28 protein-coding genes are annotated in these 24,119 nt (G+C 61.3%); 14 read left to right on the top strand and 14 right to left on the bottom strand.

Annotation, left to right across the window (positions count from 1 at the left end; all coding sequences use genetic code 11):
* Positions 1 to 73: 73 nt before the first annotated feature.
* Together K5658_RS05585 and K5658_RS05580 are read right to left on the bottom strand one after the other, a co-directional pair.
* A complete protein-coding gene (locus K5658_RS05585; protein WP_221065983.1) occupies positions 74 to 676 on the bottom strand; it encodes a hypothetical protein in 603 nt (200 codons plus the stop codon).
* Positions 677 to 684: 8 nt separating this feature from the next.
* Entirely contained in the window at positions 685 to 1,395 is a 711-nt protein-coding gene (locus K5658_RS05580) for an SURF1 family protein (protein ID WP_246628574.1), read from the bottom strand.
* 101 nt (positions 1,396 to 1,496) lie between these two features.
* Here K5658_RS05580 and K5658_RS05575 point away from each other — a divergent pair, with 101 nt between their 5' ends.
* On the top strand, positions 1,497 to 1,754 hold the full coding sequence (locus K5658_RS05575) for a twin transmembrane helix small protein (RefSeq protein WP_246628573.1): 258 nt from the start codon (positions 1,497 to 1,499) through the stop codon (positions 1,752 to 1,754).
* A gap of 201 nt (positions 1,755 to 1,955) precedes the next feature.
* Positions 1,956 to 4,364, top strand: coding sequence for a DUF1631 domain-containing protein (locus K5658_RS05570; protein WP_221065982.1), 2,409 nt, complete (start codon positions 1,956 to 1,958; stop codon positions 4,362 to 4,364).
* 125 nt (positions 4,365 to 4,489) lie between these two features.
* Here K5658_RS05570 and K5658_RS05565 read toward each other — a convergent pair whose 3' ends face one another.
* The 8 genes from K5658_RS05565 to K5658_RS05530 all read right to left on the bottom strand — a co-directional run bounded on the left by K5658_RS05565 (position 4,490) and on the right by K5658_RS05530 (position 12,272).
* A complete protein-coding gene (locus K5658_RS05565) occupies positions 4,490 to 5,488 on the bottom strand; it encodes a class 1 fructose-bisphosphatase (RefSeq protein WP_221065981.1) in 999 nt (332 codons plus the stop codon).
* Positions 5,489 to 5,511: 23 nt separating this feature from the next.
* Positions 5,512 to 7,014, bottom strand: a complete 1,503-nt coding sequence (gene pyk, locus K5658_RS05560) for a pyruvate kinase (RefSeq protein ID WP_221065980.1) — start codon at positions 7,012 to 7,014, stop codon at positions 5,512 to 5,514.
* 91 nt (positions 7,015 to 7,105) lie between these two features.
* A complete protein-coding gene (gap, locus tag K5658_RS05555) occupies positions 7,106 to 8,116 on the bottom strand; it encodes a type I glyceraldehyde-3-phosphate dehydrogenase (RefSeq protein WP_221065979.1) in 1,011 nt (336 codons plus the stop codon).
* A 1,310-nt stretch (positions 8,117 to 9,426) separates the two neighbouring features.
* Positions 9,427 to 10,425, bottom strand: coding sequence for a phage integrase (locus tag K5658_RS05550; protein ID WP_221065978.1), 999 nt, complete (start codon positions 10,423 to 10,425; stop codon positions 9,427 to 9,429).
* A 3-nt stretch (positions 10,426 to 10,428) separates the two neighbouring features.
* Entirely contained in the window at positions 10,429 to 10,653 is a 225-nt protein-coding gene (locus K5658_RS05545; RefSeq protein WP_221065977.1) for a hypothetical protein, read from the bottom strand.
* 2 nt (positions 10,654 to 10,655) lie between these two features.
* Positions 10,656 to 11,138, bottom strand: coding sequence for a hypothetical protein (locus tag K5658_RS05540; protein WP_221065976.1), 483 nt, complete (start codon positions 11,136 to 11,138; stop codon positions 10,656 to 10,658).
* An 11-nt stretch (positions 11,139 to 11,149) separates the two neighbouring features.
* Positions 11,150 to 11,662: a thermonuclease family protein gene (locus K5658_RS05535; RefSeq protein WP_221065975.1), complete on the bottom strand. Its 513-nt coding sequence runs from the start codon at positions 11,660 to 11,662 to the stop codon at positions 11,150 to 11,152.
* Between the two features lie 208 nt (positions 11,663 to 11,870).
* Positions 11,871 to 12,272, bottom strand: a complete 402-nt coding sequence (locus K5658_RS05530) for a helix-turn-helix domain-containing protein (RefSeq protein ID WP_221065974.1) — start codon at positions 12,270 to 12,272, stop codon at positions 11,871 to 11,873.
* A gap of 180 nt (positions 12,273 to 12,452) precedes the next feature.
* Here K5658_RS05530 and K5658_RS05525 point away from each other — a divergent pair, with 180 nt between their 5' ends.
* The 11 genes from K5658_RS05525 (at position 12,453) to K5658_RS05475 (ending at position 18,708) form a co-directional block, all read left to right on the top strand.
* Complete coding sequence (locus K5658_RS05525; protein ID WP_221065973.1) at positions 12,453 to 12,674, top strand: DNA-binding protein; 222 nt, start codon at positions 12,453 to 12,455, stop codon at positions 12,672 to 12,674.
* Positions 12,675 to 12,741: 67 nt separating this feature from the next.
* Complete coding sequence (locus tag K5658_RS05520; RefSeq protein WP_221065972.1) at positions 12,742 to 13,137, top strand: LuxR C-terminal-related transcriptional regulator; 396 nt, start codon at positions 12,742 to 12,744, stop codon at positions 13,135 to 13,137.
* Complete coding sequence (locus K5658_RS05515) at positions 13,131 to 13,346, top strand: hypothetical protein (protein WP_221065971.1); 216 nt, start codon at positions 13,131 to 13,133, stop codon at positions 13,344 to 13,346. Before K5658_RS05520 ends, K5658_RS05515 begins: the two co-directional genes overlap by 7 nt.
* A gap of 152 nt (positions 13,347 to 13,498) precedes the next feature.
* On the top strand, positions 13,499 to 13,681 hold the full coding sequence (locus tag K5658_RS05510) for a hypothetical protein (RefSeq protein ID WP_221065970.1): 183 nt from the start codon (positions 13,499 to 13,501) through the stop codon (positions 13,679 to 13,681).
* A 163-nt stretch (positions 13,682 to 13,844) separates the two neighbouring features.
* Complete coding sequence (locus K5658_RS05505) at positions 13,845 to 14,141, top strand: hypothetical protein (RefSeq protein WP_221065969.1); 297 nt, start codon at positions 13,845 to 13,847, stop codon at positions 14,139 to 14,141.
* Positions 14,141 to 14,521, top strand: coding sequence for a DnaJ-like cysteine-rich domain-containing protein (locus K5658_RS05500; protein ID WP_221065968.1), 381 nt, complete (start codon positions 14,141 to 14,143; stop codon positions 14,519 to 14,521). Before K5658_RS05505 ends, K5658_RS05500 begins: the two co-directional genes overlap by 1 nt.
* Positions 14,518 to 14,730: a hypothetical protein gene (locus K5658_RS05495; RefSeq protein ID WP_221065967.1), complete on the top strand. Its 213-nt coding sequence runs from the start codon at positions 14,518 to 14,520 to the stop codon at positions 14,728 to 14,730. The genes K5658_RS05500 and K5658_RS05495 overlap by 4 nt, the downstream gene beginning before the upstream one ends.
* A gap of 28 nt (positions 14,731 to 14,758) precedes the next feature.
* Positions 14,759 to 15,310: an ASCH domain-containing protein gene (locus K5658_RS05490; RefSeq protein WP_221065966.1), complete on the top strand. Its 552-nt coding sequence runs from the start codon at positions 14,759 to 14,761 to the stop codon at positions 15,308 to 15,310.
* Positions 15,303 to 15,515, top strand: coding sequence for a hypothetical protein (locus K5658_RS05485; RefSeq protein ID WP_221065965.1), 213 nt, complete (start codon positions 15,303 to 15,305; stop codon positions 15,513 to 15,515). Before K5658_RS05490 ends, K5658_RS05485 begins: the two co-directional genes overlap by 8 nt.
* A gap of 96 nt (positions 15,516 to 15,611) precedes the next feature.
* Positions 15,612 to 18,293, top strand: a complete 2,682-nt coding sequence (locus K5658_RS05480) for a toprim domain-containing protein (RefSeq protein ID WP_221065964.1) — start codon at positions 15,612 to 15,614, stop codon at positions 18,291 to 18,293.
* 1 nt (position 18,294) lies between these two features.
* The gene (locus K5658_RS05475) at positions 18,295 to 18,708 is read left to right on the top strand and encodes a hypothetical protein (protein ID WP_221065963.1); all 414 of its coding nucleotides are present in this window, start codon (positions 18,295 to 18,297) and stop codon (positions 18,706 to 18,708) included.
* A gap of 99 nt (positions 18,709 to 18,807) precedes the next feature.
* Here K5658_RS05475 and K5658_RS05470 read toward each other — a convergent pair whose 3' ends face one another.
* From K5658_RS05470 to K5658_RS05455, 4 genes are all read right to left on the bottom strand, one after another.
* Entirely contained in the window at positions 18,808 to 19,608 is an 801-nt protein-coding gene (locus tag K5658_RS05470) for a hypothetical protein (RefSeq protein WP_221065962.1), read from the bottom strand.
* Positions 19,609 to 19,862: 254 nt separating this feature from the next.
* Positions 19,863 to 20,114, bottom strand: a complete 252-nt coding sequence (locus tag K5658_RS05465; RefSeq protein ID WP_221065961.1) for an ogr/Delta-like zinc finger family protein — start codon at positions 20,112 to 20,114, stop codon at positions 19,863 to 19,865.
* A 56-nt stretch (positions 20,115 to 20,170) separates the two neighbouring features.
* Entirely contained in the window at positions 20,171 to 21,229 is a 1,059-nt protein-coding gene (locus tag K5658_RS05460; protein ID WP_221065960.1) for a phage portal protein, read from the bottom strand.
* Between the two features lie 8 nt (positions 21,230 to 21,237).
* Complete coding sequence (locus K5658_RS05455) at positions 21,238 to 23,049, bottom strand: terminase large subunit domain-containing protein (protein WP_221065959.1); 1,812 nt, start codon at positions 23,047 to 23,049, stop codon at positions 21,238 to 21,240.
* A 163-nt stretch (positions 23,050 to 23,212) separates the two neighbouring features.
* On the opposite strand from K5658_RS05455, the gene K5658_RS05450 reads away from it, so the two are divergent.
* Positions 23,213 to 24,106: a GPO family capsid scaffolding protein gene (locus tag K5658_RS05450; protein ID WP_221065958.1), complete on the top strand. Its 894-nt coding sequence runs from the start codon at positions 23,213 to 23,215 to the stop codon at positions 24,104 to 24,106.
* Positions 24,107 to 24,119: the final 13 nt, after the last annotated feature.

Here is a 24,119-nt window from a genome sequence, read left to right as displayed (position 1 = left end):
GTCGTTTCTTGTTATTTATCGCGTCGTTGCGATGGGCGGGGTTGTCCCGCCGCCGCCCTGGAAAGGGTCCGGTTCAGCCGATCTGGGAGGCTTTGAGCAAATGCTTGAGGTCTTTCAATAGCCCGTAGGGATCGAAGCCGCCCGTGTACCACAGCACCAGATTGCCCAAGGGATCGAGCAGGTACACCCGGTCGTCGGCGACCGGCCCCTCCGCGGCTTCGGCCAGGATGCGGGCCACGGCCTCGGAAGCGCCCGCCACCACCAGATCGTCGTCGCCCCGCAAGGCCGCATCGGCCTGGACCGGGGTGCCGGCGGGCAGCAGCAGCAGGCGTTTGACCCTGGCGATATCCTTGTTGACCATCAACCGGACCTGATGGGTCTTGTGCAGGGTGTCGGCGCACACCGCCCCGCACCCGCCCGACGCCACATGCAGCAATACCCAGCGCCCTTTGATCCCGGCCAGGGCTTCCGGTGGGCTGACCGGGTTTTTCAGCAACCCGGCGGGATCGATGGGCCGGGGCGGCAGGACGAGCCGACCGTAATTGCTGCGGCTGGCGATGAGTTCGGGATGCTTGGCGTAATACCAAGCCAGGACGAAAGGAATCACCGCCAGCAGGGCGATGATGACGATCACGGCGCGGCTGCGCCATTGGGAGGGATGCGGTCGTGGTGTCATGGGCAGGGTCAGTCGATGGGGTCGGGGCTCGCGGCGCGTTTCCCGGCGACGAAGCCATGCCGGACATACAGCACAGCCGCCACCAGGGCGAACAGGAACCATTGCAGGGCGTAGCCCAGATTCTTTTCCGGCGTCAGGCGGTTCTCCCGCCAAGCGCGGACATAGCCCTCGCCTGCCGATTCGTCCAATAATACCTGATACGGCAACACCGGATAACCAAGCCGTCCGGCCAGCGCCTCCGGTTCCGCCACCTGCACCAGGGCGGGCCAGCCGGGCGCGGGCACCTCCGCCCCCTTGAGCTTGAATCCCACCGCCGGAAAATGTTCCACCACGCCGGACAGCCGCACCGCCGTCGCCCCCAGCGTGGGTTCGGGGGGCCGGGCGCGGTCCCGGCCCAGGGGCATCCAACCCCGGTTGACCAGGACCGCCATCCCGCTGCCGGCGATGCGCAAGGGCGTCAACACCTCGTAGCCCGGCTGCTGCCCGCGCATCCGGTTGTCGAGCAGGAATTGATGGGCGGCATCGTATTCGCCCGCGACAACGACCCGGCGGTAGCGCAGCGCTTCCAGGTCGGCCTGCTGTCCATCCAGGCGCAGCGGGGTATCCTGGCCGCGCGATTCGCGGGCGGCCATCAAAGCCTTCTTCTCGTCGGCGCGATGCAATTGCCAAATCCCCAAGGACAGGAACAAACCCAAGCCCATGGCAAATAGCAGGGACATACCCCAACCCGGTTTAAAGCTATAATGATTCAAACATCACCCCCGTCGCGCAAAGCCCGGAACCCCCGGAATTCCGGCAAACACATCGGCATCTATTTCCCGTGAAGGCAATTATCCTCTTGATACTCCTGGTCATCGTCGTCAGCCTCGGCTCGGCGCTGTATTACTTGCTCAAAGACCCCAACCGCTCCGAGCGCACGGTCAAGGCGCTCACGGTCCGCATCGCGTTGTCCATCGGGTTGTTCTTGCTGCTATTGCTGGCCTATGCCACCGGGATCATCCAGCCCCATGGACTGCGCGGGCATAGCCCAGGAGCGCCTCTGGCCGGCCCCGCCCAAAACCCCGGCAATTTACCCTAAGTCCCGGTCGCGACCAATGGGACGCCTGCGTTTCCAGCCACGCGCTTCCTCGGGATACGGGTTTTACCGCGGAATCCTCCCCATCCGGCAGTGGATGTATCGCGGCCACGCATCGCCACCATGGCAAGCCCGATAAAAACCCCATCGCCCGGCTTTCCGCATCCCGCGCAATTCCCAGCATAAATCACGAGACTGCATACGATGGACCCTTACAAAACCCATTCCAGCGATACAGAGGCGGCACACCAAGGCATACTCCCGCGTTACCTGGATTTATTGCGGGCTTGCCGGGACCGGGTGGTCGAGGGGTTCGGCGGGTTGTTCGAGGCCATGTTCGATGAATTGGACGATTTCATGCTGCAACTGGCCGAAAACGCCGAAACCAACCAGCAGCGCGGCCATTATTTCGAGGTCATGCATACCGCCCTGCTCAACCAAGCGGGCCTCCGGCAAATCTTCACCGGGGAAATCGCCAAGGGTTTCGATAATTTCGCCGCCGGGCAGGCCGAACCGCTCAGGACCCCGGTGGCCCAGCAGCAACGCAAACTCAGCCTGATCGACCAGGACGACTACGAGGTTTCCCTGGCCTATGGCGAGGTGACGCGCAAGGCCAACGAAGCCTACATGGGCCAGTTGCTGGCCCTGAACCACCGGCTGGCGGTACTGGCCGGGGGCGTCAAGCTGGGCGAGTCCCATCCGGGCCTGCCGGGCTGCCCCGCGCAAATCTGCGACGCCATGCAAACCGCCCTGGAAGCCCTGGGACCGGAGGTGGAATCCGGCCTGTTGATCCAATGGGCGGGGGAGTTCGAGCGGCGCATCATGCAGCAGGCGGACGGACTCTACCAAGCCTACAACCAGGAACTCGTCCTGGGCGGCATCCTGCCCCACCTGTCGCTGGAGGCCATCGGCTTCGAGTCCGCGACCGCCGGCTCCAGCCTGCTCAAGCCGACACCGCCCCAACCCGTCGAACCCCCTCCCGCCCCCGCCCCGCCCCCGCCCCAACCCGAAGACGAGGAACCCGAAGCCACCCCGGAACATGAATTGTTCCAGGGCATCCAGGATTTATTGGCGCACCGGCGGCGGGAGCCCCTGCCCCCCCTCGTCCCCCTGGACGACGAGGGGGACGGCGAATACCCGCTTCCCGGCCACGCCCCGGAGGAAGCGGCACCCGCCCCCGTGGCGCGGCCGGCGCGGGCCGTCGGCGCGGCGCACACCGATTACGCCAGCCTGATGCGGTCGCTCAACACCCTGCAATCCAACGTCCCGCCGCTGGCCCAGGTGTCGTTCGCCCAGATGCCCCTGGACGCGGTCAAGGAAAACTTCGCCCAGCAGTCCGCCGCGCTGGCCACCTTGGTGCAGGAACAACAGGTCTCGAGCGCCGACGCCGATATCATCGACCTGGTGGGGATGCTGTTCGAGTTCATCCTCAACGACAAGAGCCTGCCCGATTCGATCAAGGCGCTGCTCAGCCACCTGCATACGCCCTACCTCAAGGTCGCGATGCTGGACCGCAAGATTTTCTTCCGCAACAAACATCCGGCCCGCCGCCTGCTGAACGCCCTGTCCCAGGCCGGGGCGTTGTGCAACGGCGAGGGCGACGCCCAAGGCATCTTCGCCAGGATGCGCGGGGTGGTCGAGCGCGTCGTCCAGGATTTCGAGGACGACACCCGGTTGTTCAACACCCTGCTGGAGGACTTCACCGCCTTCGTCGACCAGTTCGGCCACCGCTCCGAGGCCATGGAAAAGCGCTCGGTGGAAGCCGCCAAGGGCCGCGAGCGCCTCAGGGAAGCCCGGCAGGCGGTGTCCAGGGCGCTGGTCGATATGACCTGGGACCATCCCCTGCCCAAGACCATCGATACCCTGGTCATGGGTTCCTGGGCCAACCTCCTGGTGCTGATCTACCTGCGCAACGGCCAGGACAGCCCGCAATGGCGGGACGGCATCCAGGTGGTGACCGATCTCGTCTGGAGCGTGCAACCCAAACCCAGCCCGGCGGAGCGGCACAAACTGCGGGATACGCTCCCCGGACTCAAGGGCCGCATCCAGGACGGCCTCGCCCTCATCGGCGACCCCGAGGTCAACACCAAGTCGGTGATAAACGATATCGACGCCGTGTTCCACGACCTCCTGAGCGCAAAAGAGGAAGAGGAAACGCGCAACCTGCTGGAGCCGCCGCCCGGCCCGCTACCCGATATCCAACTGGATATCACCCCCGCCCCGCCGGAAATCCAATCCGACCGCGCGGTCTGGAGCGATATCGACCCGCCGCTCCCGCCCACCGAGCCGCTCTCCAAACACCTGCCGCCGGACGTGGCCCGGTACGCCGAAATCCTCAAGGTGGTCAAGCTCGGCACCTGGTTCGAGTTCGGCGTCCCCGAGACCAAGGCCCGCATCCGGGCCAAGCTGTCCTGGTTCAGCCCCCACACCTCGTATTACATCTTCGTGGACCAGGGCGGCATCCAGGTCGCGGTCAAATCCATGCGCACCCTCTGCCACGAGATGGCGCGGGGCGAGACCCGGATCGTGCCCATCGCCAAGAAGCCCTTGATGGACCGGGCCTTGGAAGCGGTCCACAGCCTGCTCGGCCAGCCCGACAAAGAACCGGCCTGATCCCGTCCCCGGCCGCCACCCGGTCGAGCGGTATATTCGGGGTCCAAAGCCCGCTTTGGACCCCGCCCGATAACGGGCACAAAAAAGCCCGGCCTCGCGACCGGGCTTTCCGACCGGCTAAAGGCTCAGCCTTCCAGGTGGTAGGAAACCACCCGCGCCACCTCGTTCTTGGAACCCAGGATCACCGGCACGCGCTGATGCACGCTAACCGGCTGGATGTCCAGGATGCGCTCGCGGCCCGTGGAGGCCATGCCGCCGGCCTGCTCCACGATGAAGGACATCGGGTTGGCCTCGTACAGGAGGCGCAGGCGGCCGCCCTTGGTCTTGAGCTTCTCGTCCATCGGATAGGTGAACAGGCCGCCGCGCATCAAGACGCGGTAGACCTCGGCCACCATCGACGCCAGCCAGCGCATGTTGAAATCCTTCTCGCGCCCGCCGGACTTGCCCGCCACGCACTCGTCCACATAGCGCCGCATCGGGGCTTCCCAGAAGCGGTGGTTGGACATGTTGATGGCGAACTCGGAGGTATCCTCGGGGATGGTGATGTTCGGGTGGGTGAGGATGAACTCGCCGACGTTGCGGTCCAGGGTGAAGCCGTTGACGCCGTTGCCGGTGGTCAGGATCAGGATGGTGGTGGGACCGTAGATGCAAAAGCCCGCCGCCACCTGTTTCGTGCCCGGCTGCAGGAAATCCTCGGCGGTGGGATTGTCGTTCGGGGCCAACAACACCGAGAAGATGGTGCCGATGCTGAGGTTCACCTCGATATTGCCGGAACCGTCCAAGGGATCGAAACAGATCAGGTATTTGCCCCTGGGATAGCCTTCCGGGATCGGGATGATCTCGTCGTGTTCCTCGGAGGCCATCCCGGCCAGATGGCCGGTCCAGCTCAGCGAATTGACGAAGATTTCATCCGACAGCACGTCCAGCTTCTTCTGGACCTCGCCCTGGATGTTCTCGTGGCTGCCGATGCTGTCCAGGTTGCCCGCCAGGGCGCCGCGGTTCACCTCGTGGCCGATGCCCTTGCACGCCCCGGCGATATCGGTCAGCAACAGGGTCAACTCGCCTGTGCCGCCCACCCGGCGTTGCTCGGAAATCAGGAATTGGGTCAGGTGTTGGCCTTTCATTGTCTCCCTCCTGTTTGATTTTCTTAGGATTTACTGCAACCAGGACATAAGTCCTTCCAGTTTTCCGGGGCCGCCGCGATGATGTCGGTCACATGGGCGATCTTCATGGCGTTGGTGCCGCCGGTATGGCCGCTCAGGTCGCCCTTGGTCAGGATCAAGGTATCGGACTCGTCCACCAGGCCGCGTCGCATGAATTCCTCGACGATGGCGCGGTTCAACACCGCGTGGTCGTGGATGCCATGCTCGTCGAAGCTGATGGGATAAACGCCCCGGAACAGGGTAACGCGCCGACAGGTCTTCTCGTGCGAGGTCAGCGCGAAGATCGGGATGCCCGAACTGATGCGCGACATCCACAAGGGGGTGGAACCGCTCTCGGTCAAAGCGCCGATGGCGCGGACCCCGAGATGGTTGGCGGCGTACATCGCCGACATGGCGATGGTTTCGTCGATACGGCTGAACGACTCGTGCAGGCGGTGCTTGGAGCGCTCGCGGGGATATTTCTCGGCCTCCACGCAGACGCGGGCCATGGCTTCCACCGCCGCGTCCGGGAAATCGCCGGAAGCGGTCTCGGCGGACAGCATCACCGCGTCGGTGCCGTCGAACACCGCGTTGGCCACGTCCGACACCTCGGCGCGGGTCGGCAAGGGGTTGTTGATCATCGACTCCATCATCTGGGTGGCGGTGATCGCGACCTTGTTGTAGGTGCGGGCCAGCTTGATCATGTGTTTCTGCACATGCGGCAGCCGGGCGTCGCCGATCTCGACGCCGAGATCGCCCCGCGCCACCATAATGGCGTCGGACGCCTGGATGATGCCGATCAAGGTTTCCTCGATGATGGCCTCGGCGCGTTCGACCTTGGCCACCAGGCGCATGTCGCTGCCTTCCTGATCCAACAGGGCGCGGGCCTCCTCCATGTCCTCGCGGGAGCGCGGGAAGGAGATCGCCAGATAATCGGCCCCGATGGAGACGGCGGTCTTGAGGTCTTGCTTGTCCTTGTCGGTCAGGGCCGGGGCGGACAAGCCGCCACCTTGCTTGTTGATGCCCTTGTGGTTGGAGAGGACGCCGCCCACAGTCACGGTGCAGCTGATGCGGTTGCCGACCACGCTATCGACCTGCATGGCGATCAGGCCGTCGTTCAGCAACAGCATATCGCCGGACTGCACATCCTTGGGCAGGTCCTTGTAATCGCAACCGACCTGGGTTTCGTCGCCCACGTCCTTGGGCAGGTCGGTGTCGAGATCGAATTTCTGGCCGCGCACCAGGGTAACCTTGCGGTTGTCCTTGAAGCGGGCGACGCGGATTTTCGGACCCTGCAAATCCGCCAGGATCGCCACATGGCGCTTCAGCCGCTTGGAAATCTCGCGCACCCGCTCGGCGCGGGCGCGGTGTTCGTCGGCGGTGCCATGGGAAAAATTGAGCCGGACCACGTCGGCCCCGGCGCGGAGAATCTTTTCGAGCATCTCGGGCGACTCGGAAGCCGGGCCCAAGGTGGCGATGATCTTGGTTCTACGGAAGACCTTGTTCATTCGATTTAACTGGCCTCTGATAATAGGGACCGCCCCGTGGGGCGGTCCCGGTCAAGCGAACAGGAAAGCGGGAGCAACCCCCGGTCCGGTGTTAGCCGGCGTTCATCAGGGCCACGGTGGTATCCAACATGCGGTTGGAGAAGCCCCATTCGTTGTCGTACCAGGACAGCACCTTCACCAGATTGCCGATCACCTGGGTCTGGGTGGAATCGAAGTTGGAGGAAGTGGTGCTGTGGTTGAAGTCGCTGGAAACCAAGGGCTCGACGTTATAGCCCAGGATGCCCTTCAAGTAGCCCTCGGAAGCTTCCTTCAGGATGGCGTTGACTTCGTCCTTGGTGGTTTCGCGGCCCGCGACAAAGGTCAGATCGACCACGGAGACGTTCGGGGTCGGCACGCGGATGGCGAAGCCGGACAGCTTGCCGTTCAGTTCCGGCAGCACCAGGCCCACGGCCTGGGCCGCGCCGGTCTTGGTCGGGATCATGTTGAGGGCGGCGGCGCGGGCGCGGTACAGGTCGCTGTGATAGACGTCGGTCAGCACCTGGTCGTTGGTGTAGGCGTGGATGGTGGTCATCAGGCCGGACACCAGGCCGATCTTGTCGTTCAGCGGCTTGACCAAGGGGGCCAGGCAGTTGGTGGTGCAGGAGGCGTTGGAGATGACCTGATGCTCGGCCTTCAACACGTCATGGTTGACGCCGTAGACGACGGTGGCGTCGGCTTCGTTCTTGTCGGCGGGGGCGGAGATGATGACCTTCTTGGCGCCGGCTTGGATATGCGGCATGCACTTGGCCTTGTTGCGGAAGATGCCGGTGCATTCCAGCACCACGTCCACGCCCATCGCGCCCCAGGGCAGCTTGGAAGGATCGCGCTCGGAGAAGGCCTTGATGCTCTTGCCGTTGACGACGATTTCGCCTTCGCCCAGCACGACGGTGCCTTTGAACGGACCGTGGACGGTATCGTGCTTGGTCAGATGGGCGTTGATCTTGGCATCGCCCAGATCGTTGATGGCGACGATTTCAACGTCCTGGCGGCCGGACTCGAACAATGCGCGCAGCACGTTGCGTCCGATGCGGCCATATCCGTTGATTGCAACTTTGATCGTCATGGGTTTTTCTCCAAAGGGTTAGGGAAAGGATGGGGAGCGGGATGGAGGTTCCGGCAATCCCGGCTCCTAGGGCCTGTGCGCCGCCGGGAAACGCGGGAAGGCGGATTGCGGGCCGGGTTACAGGCGCGTCGCGGATCGGTCGCCCGTCCCGCCAAACCCCGGCTTTTCCTGATAATTTAGCCGGGGAATATAACAAACGCGCCTCATTTTCGGAAGCCGGTTTCTTAGGGGACATCCGGGCGTCTTTGACGGATAAGGCGATGATGATGATCCATGCACAAACGACCAAGGACGGGGAAGATCAGCAGATCGCCGCCTGAACAACACCCAGCCATACACCAGAATTGACGATAGCTCCCACTTTGGCCTTGAAACTCGCTGAGTGGTTGCGGCGTGGTCCGCGCCACGTCTGGCTTGTACAGTTTTGACGGTATCAGGGTCGGGGAAGTGTTGGCCTATCGTCAAAAATACCGCCAAGGGCGACGGTATGTAGGGGGCCGCTCTGAGACGGCATGATACAACAAAAAACCCGTAAGACATTGAATCTTACGGGTTTTGGGTCGGGATGGGATTCCCTGAAATGCTGGTTTGGTGGGGTGGCGGGAATTGAACCCTAGACCGCCGGGAGTCCAGAAAAACAAGCCCAGCATAATCAACGGCTTGGATAAGCAAAGATACGCAGAGCGGCGACAAACTGGCGAAAGTGGAGACAGACGGCCTCCACTCTGGGCGGGAACCAGTGTGCGGCAGGGAAAGAATAGGAGCGAAGAAGGATGCACGCGCATGGATTCGAGGGAGTTCCCGCGCACGCACACACCCACACACGGGGAAATCTGAAAAGTTTGCTGGCCTAGGGAACACCGTTAATCGTGCAACATAATCCAAAAAGCGTGATTTTCCCTTTCAGATTCAGTAGGTTGTAGAAAGTGTTAAATGCAATATCAGTGCAATATCGTGCAACAAATATTGCACGGCGAGGTGTCGGCAATATTGCACTACCAAGGCGGCGCAAAACCCGCTTTAAAGCCTTTGCGGATCAACGGCTTAGGTCTGATCCGCCGAAAACCCAGGTTGCACGATATTACACCAATATTGCACTAACCGATGATGGTGTAAGCTTCTGATTTTAAAAGATAAAACCCCACTTTTCAGGTGCCATATTGCACGATTAACGGGGTTCCCGTGGTCACGACAGGATGGAGGGCGCGGGGCTAGGTCAGCGGCTAGCCGCTACACAGCACAGGCTAGCCGCTACACAGCACAGGCTAGCCTCTACGCTGTAGAGGTATTCCGCTGGGCTTTGCTTTCTGCTAGGCGAGCGGGTTCAAGCGGATGGCATCGGCCAGATGTTCGGGGGCGAGGTGGGCGTAGCGCATGGTCATCTTGATATCGCTGTGCCCCAAAATCTTCTGCAAGGTCAACAGGTTGCCGCCGCCCATCATGAAATGGGAGGCGAAGGAATGCCGTAGGATGTGGCTGCATTGCCCGCTCGGAAGCTCCAACCCGGCCCGCACCACCGCCCGGCGGAACGCGCCGATGCAGCCGGTGAACAGCCGGGCCTCGGGCGACTTGGCCCCGGCATAGTCCAGGAGCTGCTTGAAGAACACCGGATCGAGCGGAACCGTCCGGGTTTTCTTCGACTTGGTGAACTCGAAAGTCACCCGCCCGTTGTGCAGGTGTTTCCGCCTCAACCCTTCGGCCTCGCCCCACCGCGCCCCGGTACGGATGCAAATCTGCGCCACCCACCAGGTGGATTCATTCAGACACCCGCTGCTGATGGTGTCCATCAACGCCCCGATTTCATCCTTACTCAGGTAGGAAAGCTGGCGCTCTTGAATCTTGATGGCCTCGACTTCCACCAGGGGGCACTCGTAGGCGATCACCTTCAGCTTGCGGAGTTTGTGGAACACCGCCGCCAGATAGCCTTGGTGGTTATTGAAGGTCTTGGCCGTGATCCGTTGTTCCGGTGGATCGGTGACGGTGCGCCGGTAGCGAAATTTCACCCAATCCTCGGCGGTCAAGCGGGCCGCGATGGGGTTGCCCAGGGCGGCGCAAATCGCGTCCAGGCACCGCCGCCGCTTGGCGTGGTCGGCGAGGTTGATGCCGTGGTATTGGTCCCACAGGCCGATCAACTCCGAAAGCTTGCGGCGGTCTTCATCGGCCCCGGCCTTGGGCAGGTGTTGGGCCAGATATTCCCGCTCGAATGCCTCGGCCAGGGCGCGGGTGGCGAATTTCTTCCGCACCCGCTTGATGCCCTTGCGGTCGATGTCGGCTTCAAAGCGCCCATCGACCAATACCTTCACCGCCATCGGCTACCCCTTCCACCCCTTGGTGTAGCGCAGTTCCCCGGACTGCCAGCGTTCCAGCACATAGGGCTGGGCCAGCTTGAACAAATCCAGCCGGGTGTAATCCTCGCCCGGCACGGCCCCGGCGTCGATCAAGGCGTCTTCGATATTGCGGGCGAACAGCAACAGCGTATCGTGGAAGGTGGTTTCGTCGGTGGATTCAAAGGGGGGGATCAAGGGAGACAGGGCCATGTTCACCTCTTGGGGGATTGTGTCAGGTGATCGAAATCGGAACCGGATATCTCAAATCGGCGGGCATCCATGGCGGCACACCGTGCGCCGTCGAAGTCGCACAGGTAAACCGCCACCTGCAAAACCGCTTTACGGGTGGAAGGGTCAAGTGATTCGATAGCGATGAAATGTGTACTGCCCAGCTGAGCGTTATCGAGGAAGTGAACGCCGGACCGGAAGGCATCGGCATGGGCATAGCCTGGATTTTTGCCGTGCGTGGCGGACTCGAAACCGGCGCGGATATCTTCGCGGCGCAGAGTGATATCCAAGTGGTCGGTGTCATCCCCGCCCAGCTTGACGATGACAATGGGTTTACCGCTGGCCTGCATGTCGGTATCGGATACTGATAGCACATGGTCCACGTCCAGCGTCTCGGTTTCCCCGCATCCTGCCACCATCAAGGCTATCCCGGCCAGCCATCCCCAGCGGATTGGGTCAATGTCCATGCGCCCCCCTTTCAATGTCCGCAGATGGATTCGCACGGAACCCCATCGTGATCGCGGTCGAGTTTCGATAGGCCGCAATCGTTCAGGTAGTGTCGCGCCTCCGCGCAACTCGACATTTGCCCGCAGGTGCTTTTCAATCCGCACGCCCCGCCGCCGCCGGTTCCTCCGGTGCTGGCGGTGTTGGTCTTGGGTTTCTTCTGGCCTCCGTGGCGGTATTCCCAGGGTGGTGTAGGATTCGCGTCGGCCCACAGCCCCGCGCCGTCTGCGCGGGCTTTTTCTTCCGCCGCACGGATGGCCGGATCGTGGCCGTACTGGACATAGAACCAAGCCATCCCCTGTTCAGCCTGTTTGAGGTTGGCGTCCACGCCATTGCAGGCCACCCGGCCCAGCGTCCTGCCGTACTTGTCCCTGCCTTGGTCCTGTACAGTCGCATCTTTGCCAAAGCACAGGTCCGATAGACTTTGCTTGGAGCGTTGCCCGTAGTCCTGGTCGGATTCCGGCGCGTCGATTTCCACTAAACGCACCTTGGTTCCCTTACCGTTCTGCATGACGGTGAGGGTGTCCCCGTCATGAACCCCCACAACCTTTCCCGTCCAATCGGCAGCGCATGGGCCGCTCATCACGATCAACAGCGCGGCGCTATAAATCCCCCGCATGGCTTCCCCCTTTTGTCAACGTGAATATTCACGTTCAAAAACGTGTGACCCGGTTCACATAATCGTGTGTAGTCCCTTAACTCGCCTTGCGGAAACGCCGGACTACTTTATCCCTGGCCGTTTTCGCTTGTTCAACTTTTTCGACAAGTTCCTCGATTTCGTCCCGCTCTTCGGGGTCGAGCATTCGCAGTTTCGCGACAATCACCTTTTCCTGTTGTGAATACTCTTCCGTGGGGGGTGGCGGGGCTGGCGCTGGCGTCTGGGGCTGCATCCTGGCTCCGGTCAAGACATAGAAAACATCCGCCCCCACCTTCTCGATAGCCTGCAAATACTCAATATCCGGGGAGCTTTTCCCCTGTTCATACGCTATTTGCGTCTGCTTTTTGACTCCACCGAACCCGCCAAAAATGGGCTGGGAGTGCCCCAGTCGCTCCCGTTCCTCGCGTAGCCGTGCGTGCCAACCATCGGCAAAGAACATTTTTTTAGACCTTCGCTTGCATGGTCGATTTTTTTCGACCACAATGAATCCACACAAGGTTTTCCCAGAATCCACAAAACACAATACGTAGGAACCCACGTTAGCGGCGCGGGGATGACTGTCTAGGTATTGGAAAGTTTTGTGTTTTCTTGGGAGTTTACCACAGCCCGGAAGCTCCCCATGACCCAGAAAAAGAACGCGATCAAGGCTACAAGAACCCGCCAACAAGCCCGCGAATGGCTCCGCCGACAAGGGAAGTCGGTCCCCCAGTTCTGCCGGGAAACCGGCCTGGATGAACAGGCCGTTTACGACCTGCTGAATGGACGGTCAGCGGGCAAGATCGGCAAATCCCACCGCGCCGCCGTCGCCCTCGGCTTGAAGCTGCCGCCGCCCGAGTCCTAGGCCCGGCCTAGCGTAGGCCATCCCCACCCATCCCAAAATCGGACACCCACCCTAGGACAAACCACCGATGGACAGCCTCCCCCATGACCTGCTGGCCGAACTGATCGACCCCGGCCCTTGTACCCCACGCGAGGCGGAAGTCCTACGCCAGCTTTGCGAGGGCCAGCCCGTCAAGGGCATCGCCCGCCGCCTGGGCTGCACACCGAAAACGGTGTCCACCCACCTGGAGCATGTGCGGTTCAAGCTGGGGGCGCATAGCCCGGTGCAGGTGGCCTTGATCGCGGTGGCCGATGGCTTGGTGCGGGTGTCGCGGCGCTACGGGGGCGTGGTGTTCGCGCTGGCGATGGGCTGGCAGGCGCTGGACGACGACGCGCTCAGGCCCAGGGCTGCGCGGCATCATCGGACGGGCGTGCGGGTGTCGCAGACCTTTACGCGGGCCGGGGCCGGGAGGGCGTTATGTTGATCCTGAACAATCCCGGCCTGTGCCCCCGTTGCGGCTTACGCCACACCCATCCCAAGCACAAAGGTTGCGCCGCGCTCAATCAAGCCGAGTTCGCCGCCACGCCGAGGCCCGCGAAACCCGCGCCCGCGCTGCTGCCGTTCAAGACGCCCAGTCGCAGGGCAGACAACAACCGCCGCAAGGGGCTGCTGTCGCGGAAGCCCTGGCGCTGATCGATCAACCCCGCTGCTCCCGGCGGAATCTCGGGAGGATAACCGGAGGGTGTCGCCGTGGGATCGGCAAACTTCCGGCACTTGGACCCACCGCCGCCGGTGACTCTCTCCCGGCGGCGGCGCGGCCCTTCCACCACACCAGGAACCGGACCATGAGCGACGATCCCTACAAGACCCTCACCTTCCTGCGGGAAGCCCTTCGCGTCAACGCGGTGGAAACCAACAAGGTCCGGGCGCAGAACGAGCGCCTGGAAAATGATTTACGGCGCACCCGGCTGGAACTGGCCGATGCGCGGAAAGAGATTGCCCGGCTTGCGGGCGTAAGGCAGACCTAAAAGGACCGATGGGCAGGATGCCAAGCCAAACAGCGCAAACAGTAGAGAAGGCGGGATGCCGAAACAAAAAGGGCGGGGTTTCCAGGGGAAGGAAACCGCCGCCCATTCCGTCCGCCGGGGATGCTGAATCCATCCCAGGCCGATACCGAACAGGAGCATCATAATGTCCACGATACCGAATGTCACCCAGGGGCAAAATCCGCCCGCATCCCCCAAAGAACCGCGCTTTGCCGTATTCGTCGCGGACCTCATCGCGGCGGACAGGCTCGCCGACGCCTATCACGCGGTCATTTCCTACGGGATTTGGCTGGAAGCCTATGGCGCTTTCGCCCGCTACGCCATCGGCAATGAAGAATCCGTCTGGGTGAACCACGATCTGGAGACCATCCAAGACCCCGACGAAGCCGAGCGCGAAGCCGAAGAGGCCGCTTGCGGGGACAACGAAGCGGGGGAATTCTGATGGACGCCCTCGCCCAAGAAAAAACCTGCCCCAACTGCGGCGGCGACGGCTACGTACCGGCCCAGGACCGGACCGGCATCGGTGCCCAGCCCTGTGAAATCTGCGACGCGGCGGGCACCCTCCCGCCCCACACCCCGCTGTACCTGGAAGCGCTGGACGCCCGCGCCCAGCGGCTGAACCTCAAGCACCAAGCCACCGCCAAGCGCGGCGACCTGGAACGCCACGACGCCCAGGCCCGCAAGCTGGCGAACATCACCGCCGACCGCACCGCCGAGGTGGTGCAAATCCTGTTCCGCGAAGGCCCGCTTTCCCCCGATTTGAAGCTGGCCGCGCTGGACCTGCAAACCGCCGTGAACGTGCTGGTGGAGGTGGTGTCATGAGCGCCACCATCTACCGCTTCCCCGCCCCGCAACCCGCGCCGCGCCCGCCGATGCCCTTGGATCAAGTGCTTCCCATCCTGCCCCAGATGCTGGCCCAAATCGCCCGGCGTGTCGCCCACGACCAGCCCCGCCAACTCGCCACCGCCCACGCCGAGCTTGCGGCGCTGGCCGACTACTTCACCCAAATCAGCGGGGGACGCCATGGTTAAGGAACGTCCCATCCTGTTTTCTGGCCCGATGGTCCGCGCCCTCTTGGAGGACCGGAAAACCCAGACGCGACGCATCATCAAACCCCAGCCTGTGGGCCGGATTGATCCGGTTGAAAGCTACGGCCCCAAGGGGCTGGAAATCGCGTTCGGGCCGGATAACCGCCGGGCCGATGGTGGGCTTCGGTGGTGGCGGTGTCCTTACGGCCAGATTGGCGACCGGCTATGGGTACGAGAGACGTGGGCCTATGACCTTGCTGCGGTGAACTCCGCCAATGATAAGAATGGCCCTTTTGTTTACCGGGCTGATCTGCTTTCCGAGCAATGTCGCCTTGATGGCCGTTGGCATCCCTCAATCCATATGCCCCGCTACGCTTCCCGCATCCTGCTGGAAATCACCGACATCCGGTTCGAGCGAGTCCAGGAAATCAGCGAAGCCGACGCCGAAGCCGAAGGCGTGCCGGACGTGGACCATTACCGTTGCCTGTGGGAAAGCTTGCATGGGCGCATCGGCGAAACCTGGGGGCATAACCCGTGGGTTCGGGTGATCCAGTTCAAGCGGGTTGAGGTGGCCCATGGTTAAGCCAGCCTACAAGCCAGTGGACTGTCTATCCTGCGACGGGCGCGGCTTTGCGTCCCTGTCCCTGCGGGTGTGGGCCTGCCGCCAATGCCACGGCACCGGCAAGGTATGCCCCGGATGCCACGGCTACAGCGCCCTGGCCCGGCCTCTTGAGGATTCCGCCGAACGCTGCGAAGTCTGCGGCCAATGGTTGGAGGTGCCGTTCTGAGGGGCGTCCCGCCCCACCGCCAAGCCTGAATCCCTCACCTCCGGTTCCCGCCCGGCCCCGCGCCGGGCGCGGACCCTGCACGCCAAGAACAACGCCATGGGCACACCACACACCCGCATCGACCTAGCCCCCGAGATCGCCGACCGGCTGATCCGGGAATATTCCATGAAGCAAGAGGGCACCCATCTACGCAAGGGCGTTTGTCCCGCTTGCGGCAAGAAAGAACTGTGGACCTGGGCCGAAAAGCCCTTCCACATCCAATGCGCCCGCCTGTCCAAATGCGGCTGGGAATCCGGCGCCAAAGCCCTGTTCCCGGAACTCTTCACCGAATTCAACCGCCGCTATCCCGCCACCCCGGCGGACCCGCTCGCCACCGCCCGCGCCTACCTGCAATATCACCGCGGATTCGATCCGGCGGCGCTGGACGGCCTATTCACCCAAGGCACCTACTGGAACCTGCACGGCGATAAGGGCACCGCCACCGTGCGCTTTGCCCTGGCCGAGGGCGTCTACTGGGAAAAGCTGATCGAACCCGTCCGCATCCAAGCCCCCGGCGAGGAACCCGAAACCCGCGGTGAAAATTTCGGCGGCAAATACAAGGGGCTGGCCTGGGCACCGCCCGGCCTGGAACTGGCCCAGGGCGACAAGCTGTACATGGCCGAGGGGATATTCGACGCCCTGGCCCTGCGTGCCGCCGGAAAGAAAGCCATCGCCCTCATGTCCTGCGCCAACTTCCCCGAACATTTCATCGCCGATCATCGCGACCTGGGTATCACCTGGATTCTGGCCCTCGACCCCGATCCCGCCGGGCGCAAGTCCACCTTGAAGCACATCGCCCGCCTGAAGGACATGGGCCAGAAAACCGGCTGTGTCCTGCCATCCGAAGGCGAGGCCAAGGTGGATTGGAACGATCTGTACCAGCAAGGCAGGCTTGAGGAACCCAGCGCCTGGAAGAACTTCCGCTATTACGGGGCGCTGCTGACCGCCGAGACCCGAGAAGACAAGGCCCGGACCATCTTCCAGCACAAGGGACTGAACAGCTTCATATTCGAGTTCGGCAACCGCACCCACGCCTTCAAGCTGGACGCCGACAAGTACACCAAGGCGCTGTCTGAGGCGGCGGATATTCCCACCATGGCGGGCGATGAAGAAGCGCAGAAGCGCTACGCCCTCGAAGCCTCGGGCAACATCAAGGAAATCGCCACGGTGGCGATGGAATTCCGCTATGTCGAGGTGGCCGAGGAAACCGAAGAAAGCTTGAACTTCCTACGCATCCGCTACCCGAACGGCACCCCGCCGCAGAACGTGGGCCTGCCCGGCAACGTGTTCGCCAGCGCGTCCGACTTCAAGAAACGCCTACTGTCGGTGGCCCCCGGTGCCCAATGGACCGGCACGAGCGACCACCTGGACACGATCTATCGCGGCTGGTTCCTCAAGCGCCACACCACCATCAAATCCATCGACTACATCGGCTATGACCGCACCGTGGGCGCGTACCTCTATCACGACTTCGCCATCCTGGCCGGGAAGCTCATCCCCAAGAACGCCGATGATTATTTCGACCTGGGCAAGATCGGGGGCATGAAGACCACCAGCGCCATCGGCCTCCGGCTGTCCACCGACACCGACCTATCATGGTTCGCCGACTACCGGACCGCCTTCGGCTGGCGCGGCTTGGTCGGCCTCGCGTGGTGGCTGGGTTCGCTGTTCGCCGAACAAATCCGCGAGCGCCACGAGAGCTATCCCTTTTTCGAGATGTGCGGCGAACCCGGCTCCGGCAAATCCCGGATGCTGGAATTCCTGTGGAAGCTGGTGGGCCGCAACAATTACGAGGGGTTCAACCCGAACCTATCCACCATGATCGGGCGGTCCCGCGAGTTCGCCCAGGTGTCCAACCTGCCCGTGGTGCTGATCGAAGCCAACCACTATGACGACCGGCCCCACGTCCGCGTGATGAACTGGGAAGAGTTGTTGACCCTGTTCGATGGGCAAATCGGGCGCGTGTCCGGCGTCAAGAACCAGGGCACCACCACGCGGAACCCGCCGTTCCGGGGGGCGCTCGCCATGAGCCAGAACACCCCGATCAACGCGAGCGAGGCGTTCCTGTCCCGCTTGGTGCAAGTCCGCTTCGACAAGCGCGACCACACCCCGGCGGGCCGCGATGCCTCCGACCGGCTGAACCTGATGCCTGTGGAACGGCTGTCCGGCTTCCTGAAGCTGGCGGTGTGCCGGGAAAAGGAAATCATGGACCTGTTCAACAGCAAGGTGCGCGGCCATGAAAAGTGGATACTCGGGGCGGGTGGGGTATCGATGGTCCGCATTGCGACCAACCACGCCTATCTGATGGCCCTGGCCGAATGCCTCGCCCTGTTGTTGCCGCTGTCCGCTGATGATGTGACCCGCATCCATGGCCATCTTTATCAACTCGCCATCGACCGCCAGAACGCGCTCAGTTCGGACCACGAGGTGATCGAACGCTTCTGGAACGTGTTTGAGCTACTGGACCGGAGCGCGGGCAAGGACGCGCTCGGCCAGCCTGTTGAGTTGGAGGGCGGGCAGAACCACAGCCGGAACCCGGATACCGAGATCGCGGTGAATATCGAATCGTTCCAGGCGGCGTGCAGCAAGGCGGGGATCGAGGCGTTCCGGGAGAAGGATTTGCGGGCGCTGTTCCCGGATTCCAAACGGTATAAATTCCTTGAAAACAAGCATGTGAATTCCCGGATTACCGGGACCACGTTGCGGTGTTGGGTGTTTTCCAAGTCGGGAGGAAAGTGATATGTATAAATTTAAATTTAGAGTTCTGAAACCTGGGAAATCTAAAAATGCTTGGGAAGTAACCAATGATATAGATACTTGCGTTGCAAGTTGTTATGGTTTTGATAGAGATATTGCTGGTGGAGAGGAATTAGCCAGGAGGATTGCCGCATGTTTAAACTTTTTATCTGGAATTCCCACGGCAGAATTAGAAGATAAAGTGATTGGATGGAGACCCATAGAAACCGCGCCAAAAGACGGAACTGAAATACTCGCATACCTAACAACAACATGCCAAAGTATTAAGCATATGGATGTCATTCATTATGGAAGAGTTGGTTTAGAGGAGAAAGATAGGTGGCTTACCAATGATGCCGGTGAAGTATATTCAATTCCATATTATTGGATGCCATTACCAGAAAAACCAGAGGAATAGCCCGATTATCCCGCGTAGCCCGCGTAGCTCCGATTAGCGAAGTGTAATCGGAGGCATTGAAACCGTGCGATTACGCTACGCTAATCGCACCTACGCGAGCTAATCTGCGATGATCATTTCGGGCTGAGTCAGCACGATCGGCTTTGCTAGCCAGCCATCTGTTTCTGGTAATAGAACCATTGCCTGACCCTGATTGTTGCATGTAGTCACATGATAGAGAAATCGCGTTTGCCGGATTCCATCTACGTGTGGAGACTTATAGTTTATACAGCCATAGACAACAGGTGAAATAACCTTAAAATCTTTCTGCGCAATGTCTGTGCGAATATCTGCGTGGGATAGGAACACCATGTGCTCTGTGCCAATGTCCGCCCCTGGGAAGATAGTCCCGGCATCGTGATCCACTCTGGCTCGAATGCGACCGCAATACTCTGAGAGCAACTCATTTGGTGATGCACTACCCGCTCCTAAAAGGGAAAGTTTTGCGTGAAAGGTGACGCTGGTTGCTGGTGAGGCTCCATGATTAGTTGCTTTACACATGACGTTAAAATAGATGCCTTCATCGCCAGATTGAGTCCTTCCTAACTCCGGCGGTGACAGCATGCAATCAACAGACACCCATGCGCGTGTTTCCGCAGAAAGCGCATCTTTTGCCACCTTCGCTGCGCTTTCAGCAGCCGCTGTCGCAATTCTTGTATGCCGAAGGCTTATAAGAAGCGCAACCAACCCAGCAGCACTTAAGATGAGGCCCGCGACTGTTGTAAAAAACGAGTACTTTGCCCATTGGGCCATCGCCTGTTGGGCAGCCAAATCAAGTAGCGCCAATTGATCTGAAGCAGCCGATACTACGTTCGAGAATATTATTAGTGCGAGCGCTACTACGGGCGCGATTGGCCGCATGCACCAGTCTCCTTATGCGATTTAACGACTGAGTTAGGCGCGATCGCCGCATAAGAAAGCTTGCTTATGCGTCATATCTTCCGCCTAAGCAAAAACGATATGCCGCCTAATCCGGCCTGTCAACCAAGAAACACGGTTGGATAAAGACGTCCTGATTGCTTATGCGGCGCGGCCACGGTTGATGTCTATCTAATCACTCCACCACGAAATGCAGCACCGAAGCCAACCGGGGAGCCGAGTAGCGGGAGCGGTTATCAATCCTCCCACAACCTCCCCAACTTAACCCGCTCGCCCGCCGGTAGCGCCTTGATGACGGCCATCGCCAGTTGCGCCGTCACCTCTATCGGCGGGTTCAGCATGTGCTTCAAGGCCAGCGTGTACACGAACGAAGCCCCGCACCCCATCGTATTCCGGCACTGACAGTAAAGGTCGGCGGCGGTGGGCGTGTGGGTTTGGCGGCTGGTGATGACGGCCTTACCGCCACAATGGGGGCAAACAATACGCATGTATCGCCTCAAGTGCTTGGATTTGAAGCGATTATAGCGGACCCGGCGCACGGGGATTAACCCGCCACCGCGTTGGCCCAAACCGGCGGATCGAACCCGATCCGACCGGCGGGCGGCAAAATATCGTTCAGTATCAGGAACGGCTGCTGCATCGGCGGAACCTCAAGTTCGCAGTAGACCCGCATTACCTTTTCCAAGTCCCCGAACCCTGTCATGTTCTCGGGCATGACGCCCGCGATCCCCGGCTGCATCCGGTGCATGGCGAGCGCATCCGACCGGGTAATGCTGCTGATCGACATGAGATCGTCCTTGGTGGCGATATCCCCGATGGGAATGACTTTCACCGGCTCTTTCGAGGCGCTGGACCGCCCGATGTTGATGTAGAGGTTCCTGAAGTTCCCCGGCCCCTTCGCGTCCTTGATCTTCTCTTCGATCATCGCCGCCGTTTCATCGTTGATCCCGGCATCGTGGGTAACGAACACATAGCCCATGTGCGCCCCGTTGCGGTAATACTTGCGGCGGAACAAGATCATATCCTCCCGCAGAAACACCGACTGCAACCCGCCATACCATTCCGGCTTGCCGTAAATATCCTGCACCGGATCGTCTTCCTTGATCTGGATAATCTCCCCCGGCTGGTATTCGACCGGCTGTCGCCAGTAAAGCGGATCGGTCCGCAACTCGAAAAACCGCCCCGGCTCCACCCCCACCCGCATATACAGCGCCGGGCGGCGTTCCAGGCGCAACACCTGGCCGAACACGTTGCGCACCACCCGGAAGTAGGCCATCCCGGACGTGTGCCAATCCAGCGCCGCCTTGCGGAAATCGGCATAGCCGAGCATGGGCGAGGGCCGGAACCACCGCGCCAGCATGTTCCGCTTGAAATAAACGATGGGGCCGTGGTGGGCGTTCGCGTCCAGGCTGCGGGCCAGCCCTTCCAGGAAGATCGGCGGAATCCAATAGCCGAACGTGCTATCGGCGAACACGCCCAGGTAATCGGGAACGCGCGATTTCAACACGGGTTCGGGGTCGCCGAACGAAAATACGACCGGCACCCCGCCGCCTTCATCGCGGGCCACGAGTTCGCCGGTTTGGGATTCCAGGGTTTCGGACATGGTGGGCCTCAACTGAAGGCCACGCGGGTACTGTTCCCGGCGGCGTTGATGGGTTCATAGATAAGCGCGTGCATGATCGCCCAGGCCACATCGGCGTGGCCCAGGGCGTTGGTCCGCGCCGAGTGATAGGTGATCTGGTTCGTGCCGGGCGTGGTGGTGGTGTGGATCATGAGAAATGCCGCGGTGATGTCCTTGTCCTTGGCGTCGAATTGCAGGCGCGGCGGCGGCTGCACCACGTCCAGCGCCTTGGTCACAAGGTCGGCCTTGAAATTCAGGTTGTACGTCATGGGCATGGCCTGCGGTAAATCCTGCAAATACGGCCACACGCCCCGGCCTTCGCCGCTTACGTCCACCCCGATGTGAACCACGTTGTAGCACTTCAGGAATTCCTTGATCCGCCGCGCCTGGGACTCATACGACACCTTGCGCATGTCGATCCGTTCCAGCACCCGCCAGGGGTCGGCGGGCTTCAAGGGCACGGCCAGCACCACCACGCTGGCGTTGTCGCCGGTCCGGCTCGGATCGTAGCCAATCGCCACGGGCCGGTTGCCGAAAGGCCGCGCCGCTTGCGGCTTGAAATCCTTCCACTCGCCCGGATCGACCCCGCACGCCAACAACAGCGTGAGGTTGAACGCACTCTTGCTATCGTCGATGAAGTGGCACAGATATTTGTTGCGGAAGGCATCGCCCGCCTTGCCGCCGTTCTCGTCCTGCAACTGTTCCAGGTCGAACAAATCACAGCCCGCCGCCGCCGCGTCCTCAATGGTGACGATCTGCCGCCAGAACCGATCCGCGCCTTTCTTCCCGGCCTTCAGCCCGGCATGGGAAATATCGAACTCGGCTTGATCCTTTTTCGCCTTGGCCTTGTTGAAGTGTTCGCCGGACCAAAGCTCATAGGCCGGGTGGCTAATAGCCGAGGGCACCGAAAACAGCGTGCGCGTCCATTTCTTGTGCGAGGCCATGCCGGACGCCTGATCCCACACCTTGCGGAAATTGGGAATCCAGAAAATCTCATCGACATAGAGGTGCCCGTGATAGCTGGCCGCCGTGCTGGCGTTGGTCGAGACGAAGCGGAGTTCCGCGCCGTTGGATAGGGTAATGGCCGGGCTTCCCTTGAGTTCCACCCCGAAGTGGGTTTGCGCGAAGGCGATGATGTACGCCTTGAACACTTCGGCCTGATCGCGGGAACTCGACAGGAAAATCTGATTGTCGCCGGTCAAGACGGCGTTCTCGAAAGCCTCCCAGGCGAAGTAGTAGGTTGCGCCGATCTGGCGGCTCTTCAGGATGAACCGGGTCCGGCGCGTCTCGGGATCGTAGCGGCGGGCGTGCCACTCAAGCTGATAGCTGAAGAACAGCTTTTCCCGCACCGCCGCGAGCTGCTCGGCGGTGATCCCGGACACATCGTTCTTGACCTTCTTTTCCCGCTTGCCCTGGCCGTTCTTGCGGCGCTTGGGCTGGGCCTCGGTTTCGTCCGTTTCGCCTTCGTCCGGCAAGGGCGCGTCCAGCGGGGCGCGGTCGATCCGGCGGGCCTTCGCGAGCGGCACGGCCAGCGCTTCCAACCGCTTCAACAGCATTTCGAGTTCGGCCTGTTCGGCCTTGCTCTTGTCCTCCCGGTCCGCCAGCACGCAAATCCGGCGCGATACCACCTCTTCCACGCCGGAGGTGGGCGCGAGCGCGTCCCATCCCTCTTGTTCCCGCCAGTCGTAAATCCGCCGCGCATTGGGTAGGCGCAATTCCGCCCGGATTTCTTCCATGGTAAAGCCCCGGAGGAATAGCCGTTTCGCGGAAGCGCGGATTTCTGGGGAATAAGGTTTAGCCATGCCGGTATTGTGGCGGGCGCATAAGTCCGAGCGAACCGGCAGCGTTCCTATAGAGTTCCTAAATTGAAAATCTAGGAATAATCAGGAATGAAAGGGTTTGATGGGCAGGGGAATACTGCCTAGCCTATAGCCTCGAATGATTTCAAGGCGGGCCGGAGCGGCGATGCAGAATCTCAAGACCGATTGGAAAACCATAGGCTCAAGCGGCCCCACGGTGGACGGGCGGGCCATATCCGCCGATGTGCTGGTGTCCGCCGCCAAAACCTATGATCCGGCGTTCTATACCGCGCTGATGTTCCCGGATCACGAGCGCATGTGGGCACCCAGTTTCGGCAAGATTGATTCCCTTCGCACGGTGAAGAACGCGGACGGCAGTATCAGTTTGCAAGCCATCATCGTTCCCAACGAAAACTATATCTATGCCAACCGCAGTGGGCAGTATCTCTATAGTTCGATGGAATTGCGGCCCGATTTTCCCAAGCAAGGCGAGTATTACCTTGTGGGCTGTGCGCCTACCGATACCCCGGCCAGCACGCGCACCGAGGAAATCCGATTTTCGTCTGATTCCGAGCCGTTGATGTTCGGTGCCCATGTGGAATTGCGGCTTGAGGATGAAGCCCCGAAACCCGCCGACAAAACCAGTTTATTCAAGCGGCTGTTTGGCCGCCCCGAAACCCAAGAGGAATCCACGGTGGATAAAGAGTTAGCCGACAAGATTTTTAAGCGCCTGGACGCCCTGGACGCCAAGTTCACCGCTGGCGGCAAGCCCGCCGAGACCGGCGCGGACGATGGCAAGAACAAGGGCAAGGACGATAAGCCGGACGCCATCGACCCGGCCCAATATGCGGCCTTGGAAAAGGAACGCGACGAACTCAAGGCCAAGGTGGCGGAACTCGAAAAGAAGGACACCGACACCCAAGGCCAGTTCAAGGCCGTGCAGGATGAAGTCAAGGCGCTGCGCGAAGAGTTCAAGGCCGCGCTGAATACCGAGGCCCCCGGCGGTACCAAATCCCCGGCCAATCCCGGCGGCGGCGGCAGCACCAAGGCGTTCCTGTAACCCCATCCCAGAA

Source organism: Methylomagnum ishizawai (genome assembly GCF_019670005.1).
GTDB lineage: Bacteria > Pseudomonadota > Gammaproteobacteria > Methylococcales > Methylococcaceae > Methylomagnum > Methylomagnum ishizawai.
The sequence above is the reverse complement of the archived record's forward strand: the minus strand, read 5'-3'. Positions and strand labels throughout refer to the sequence as shown.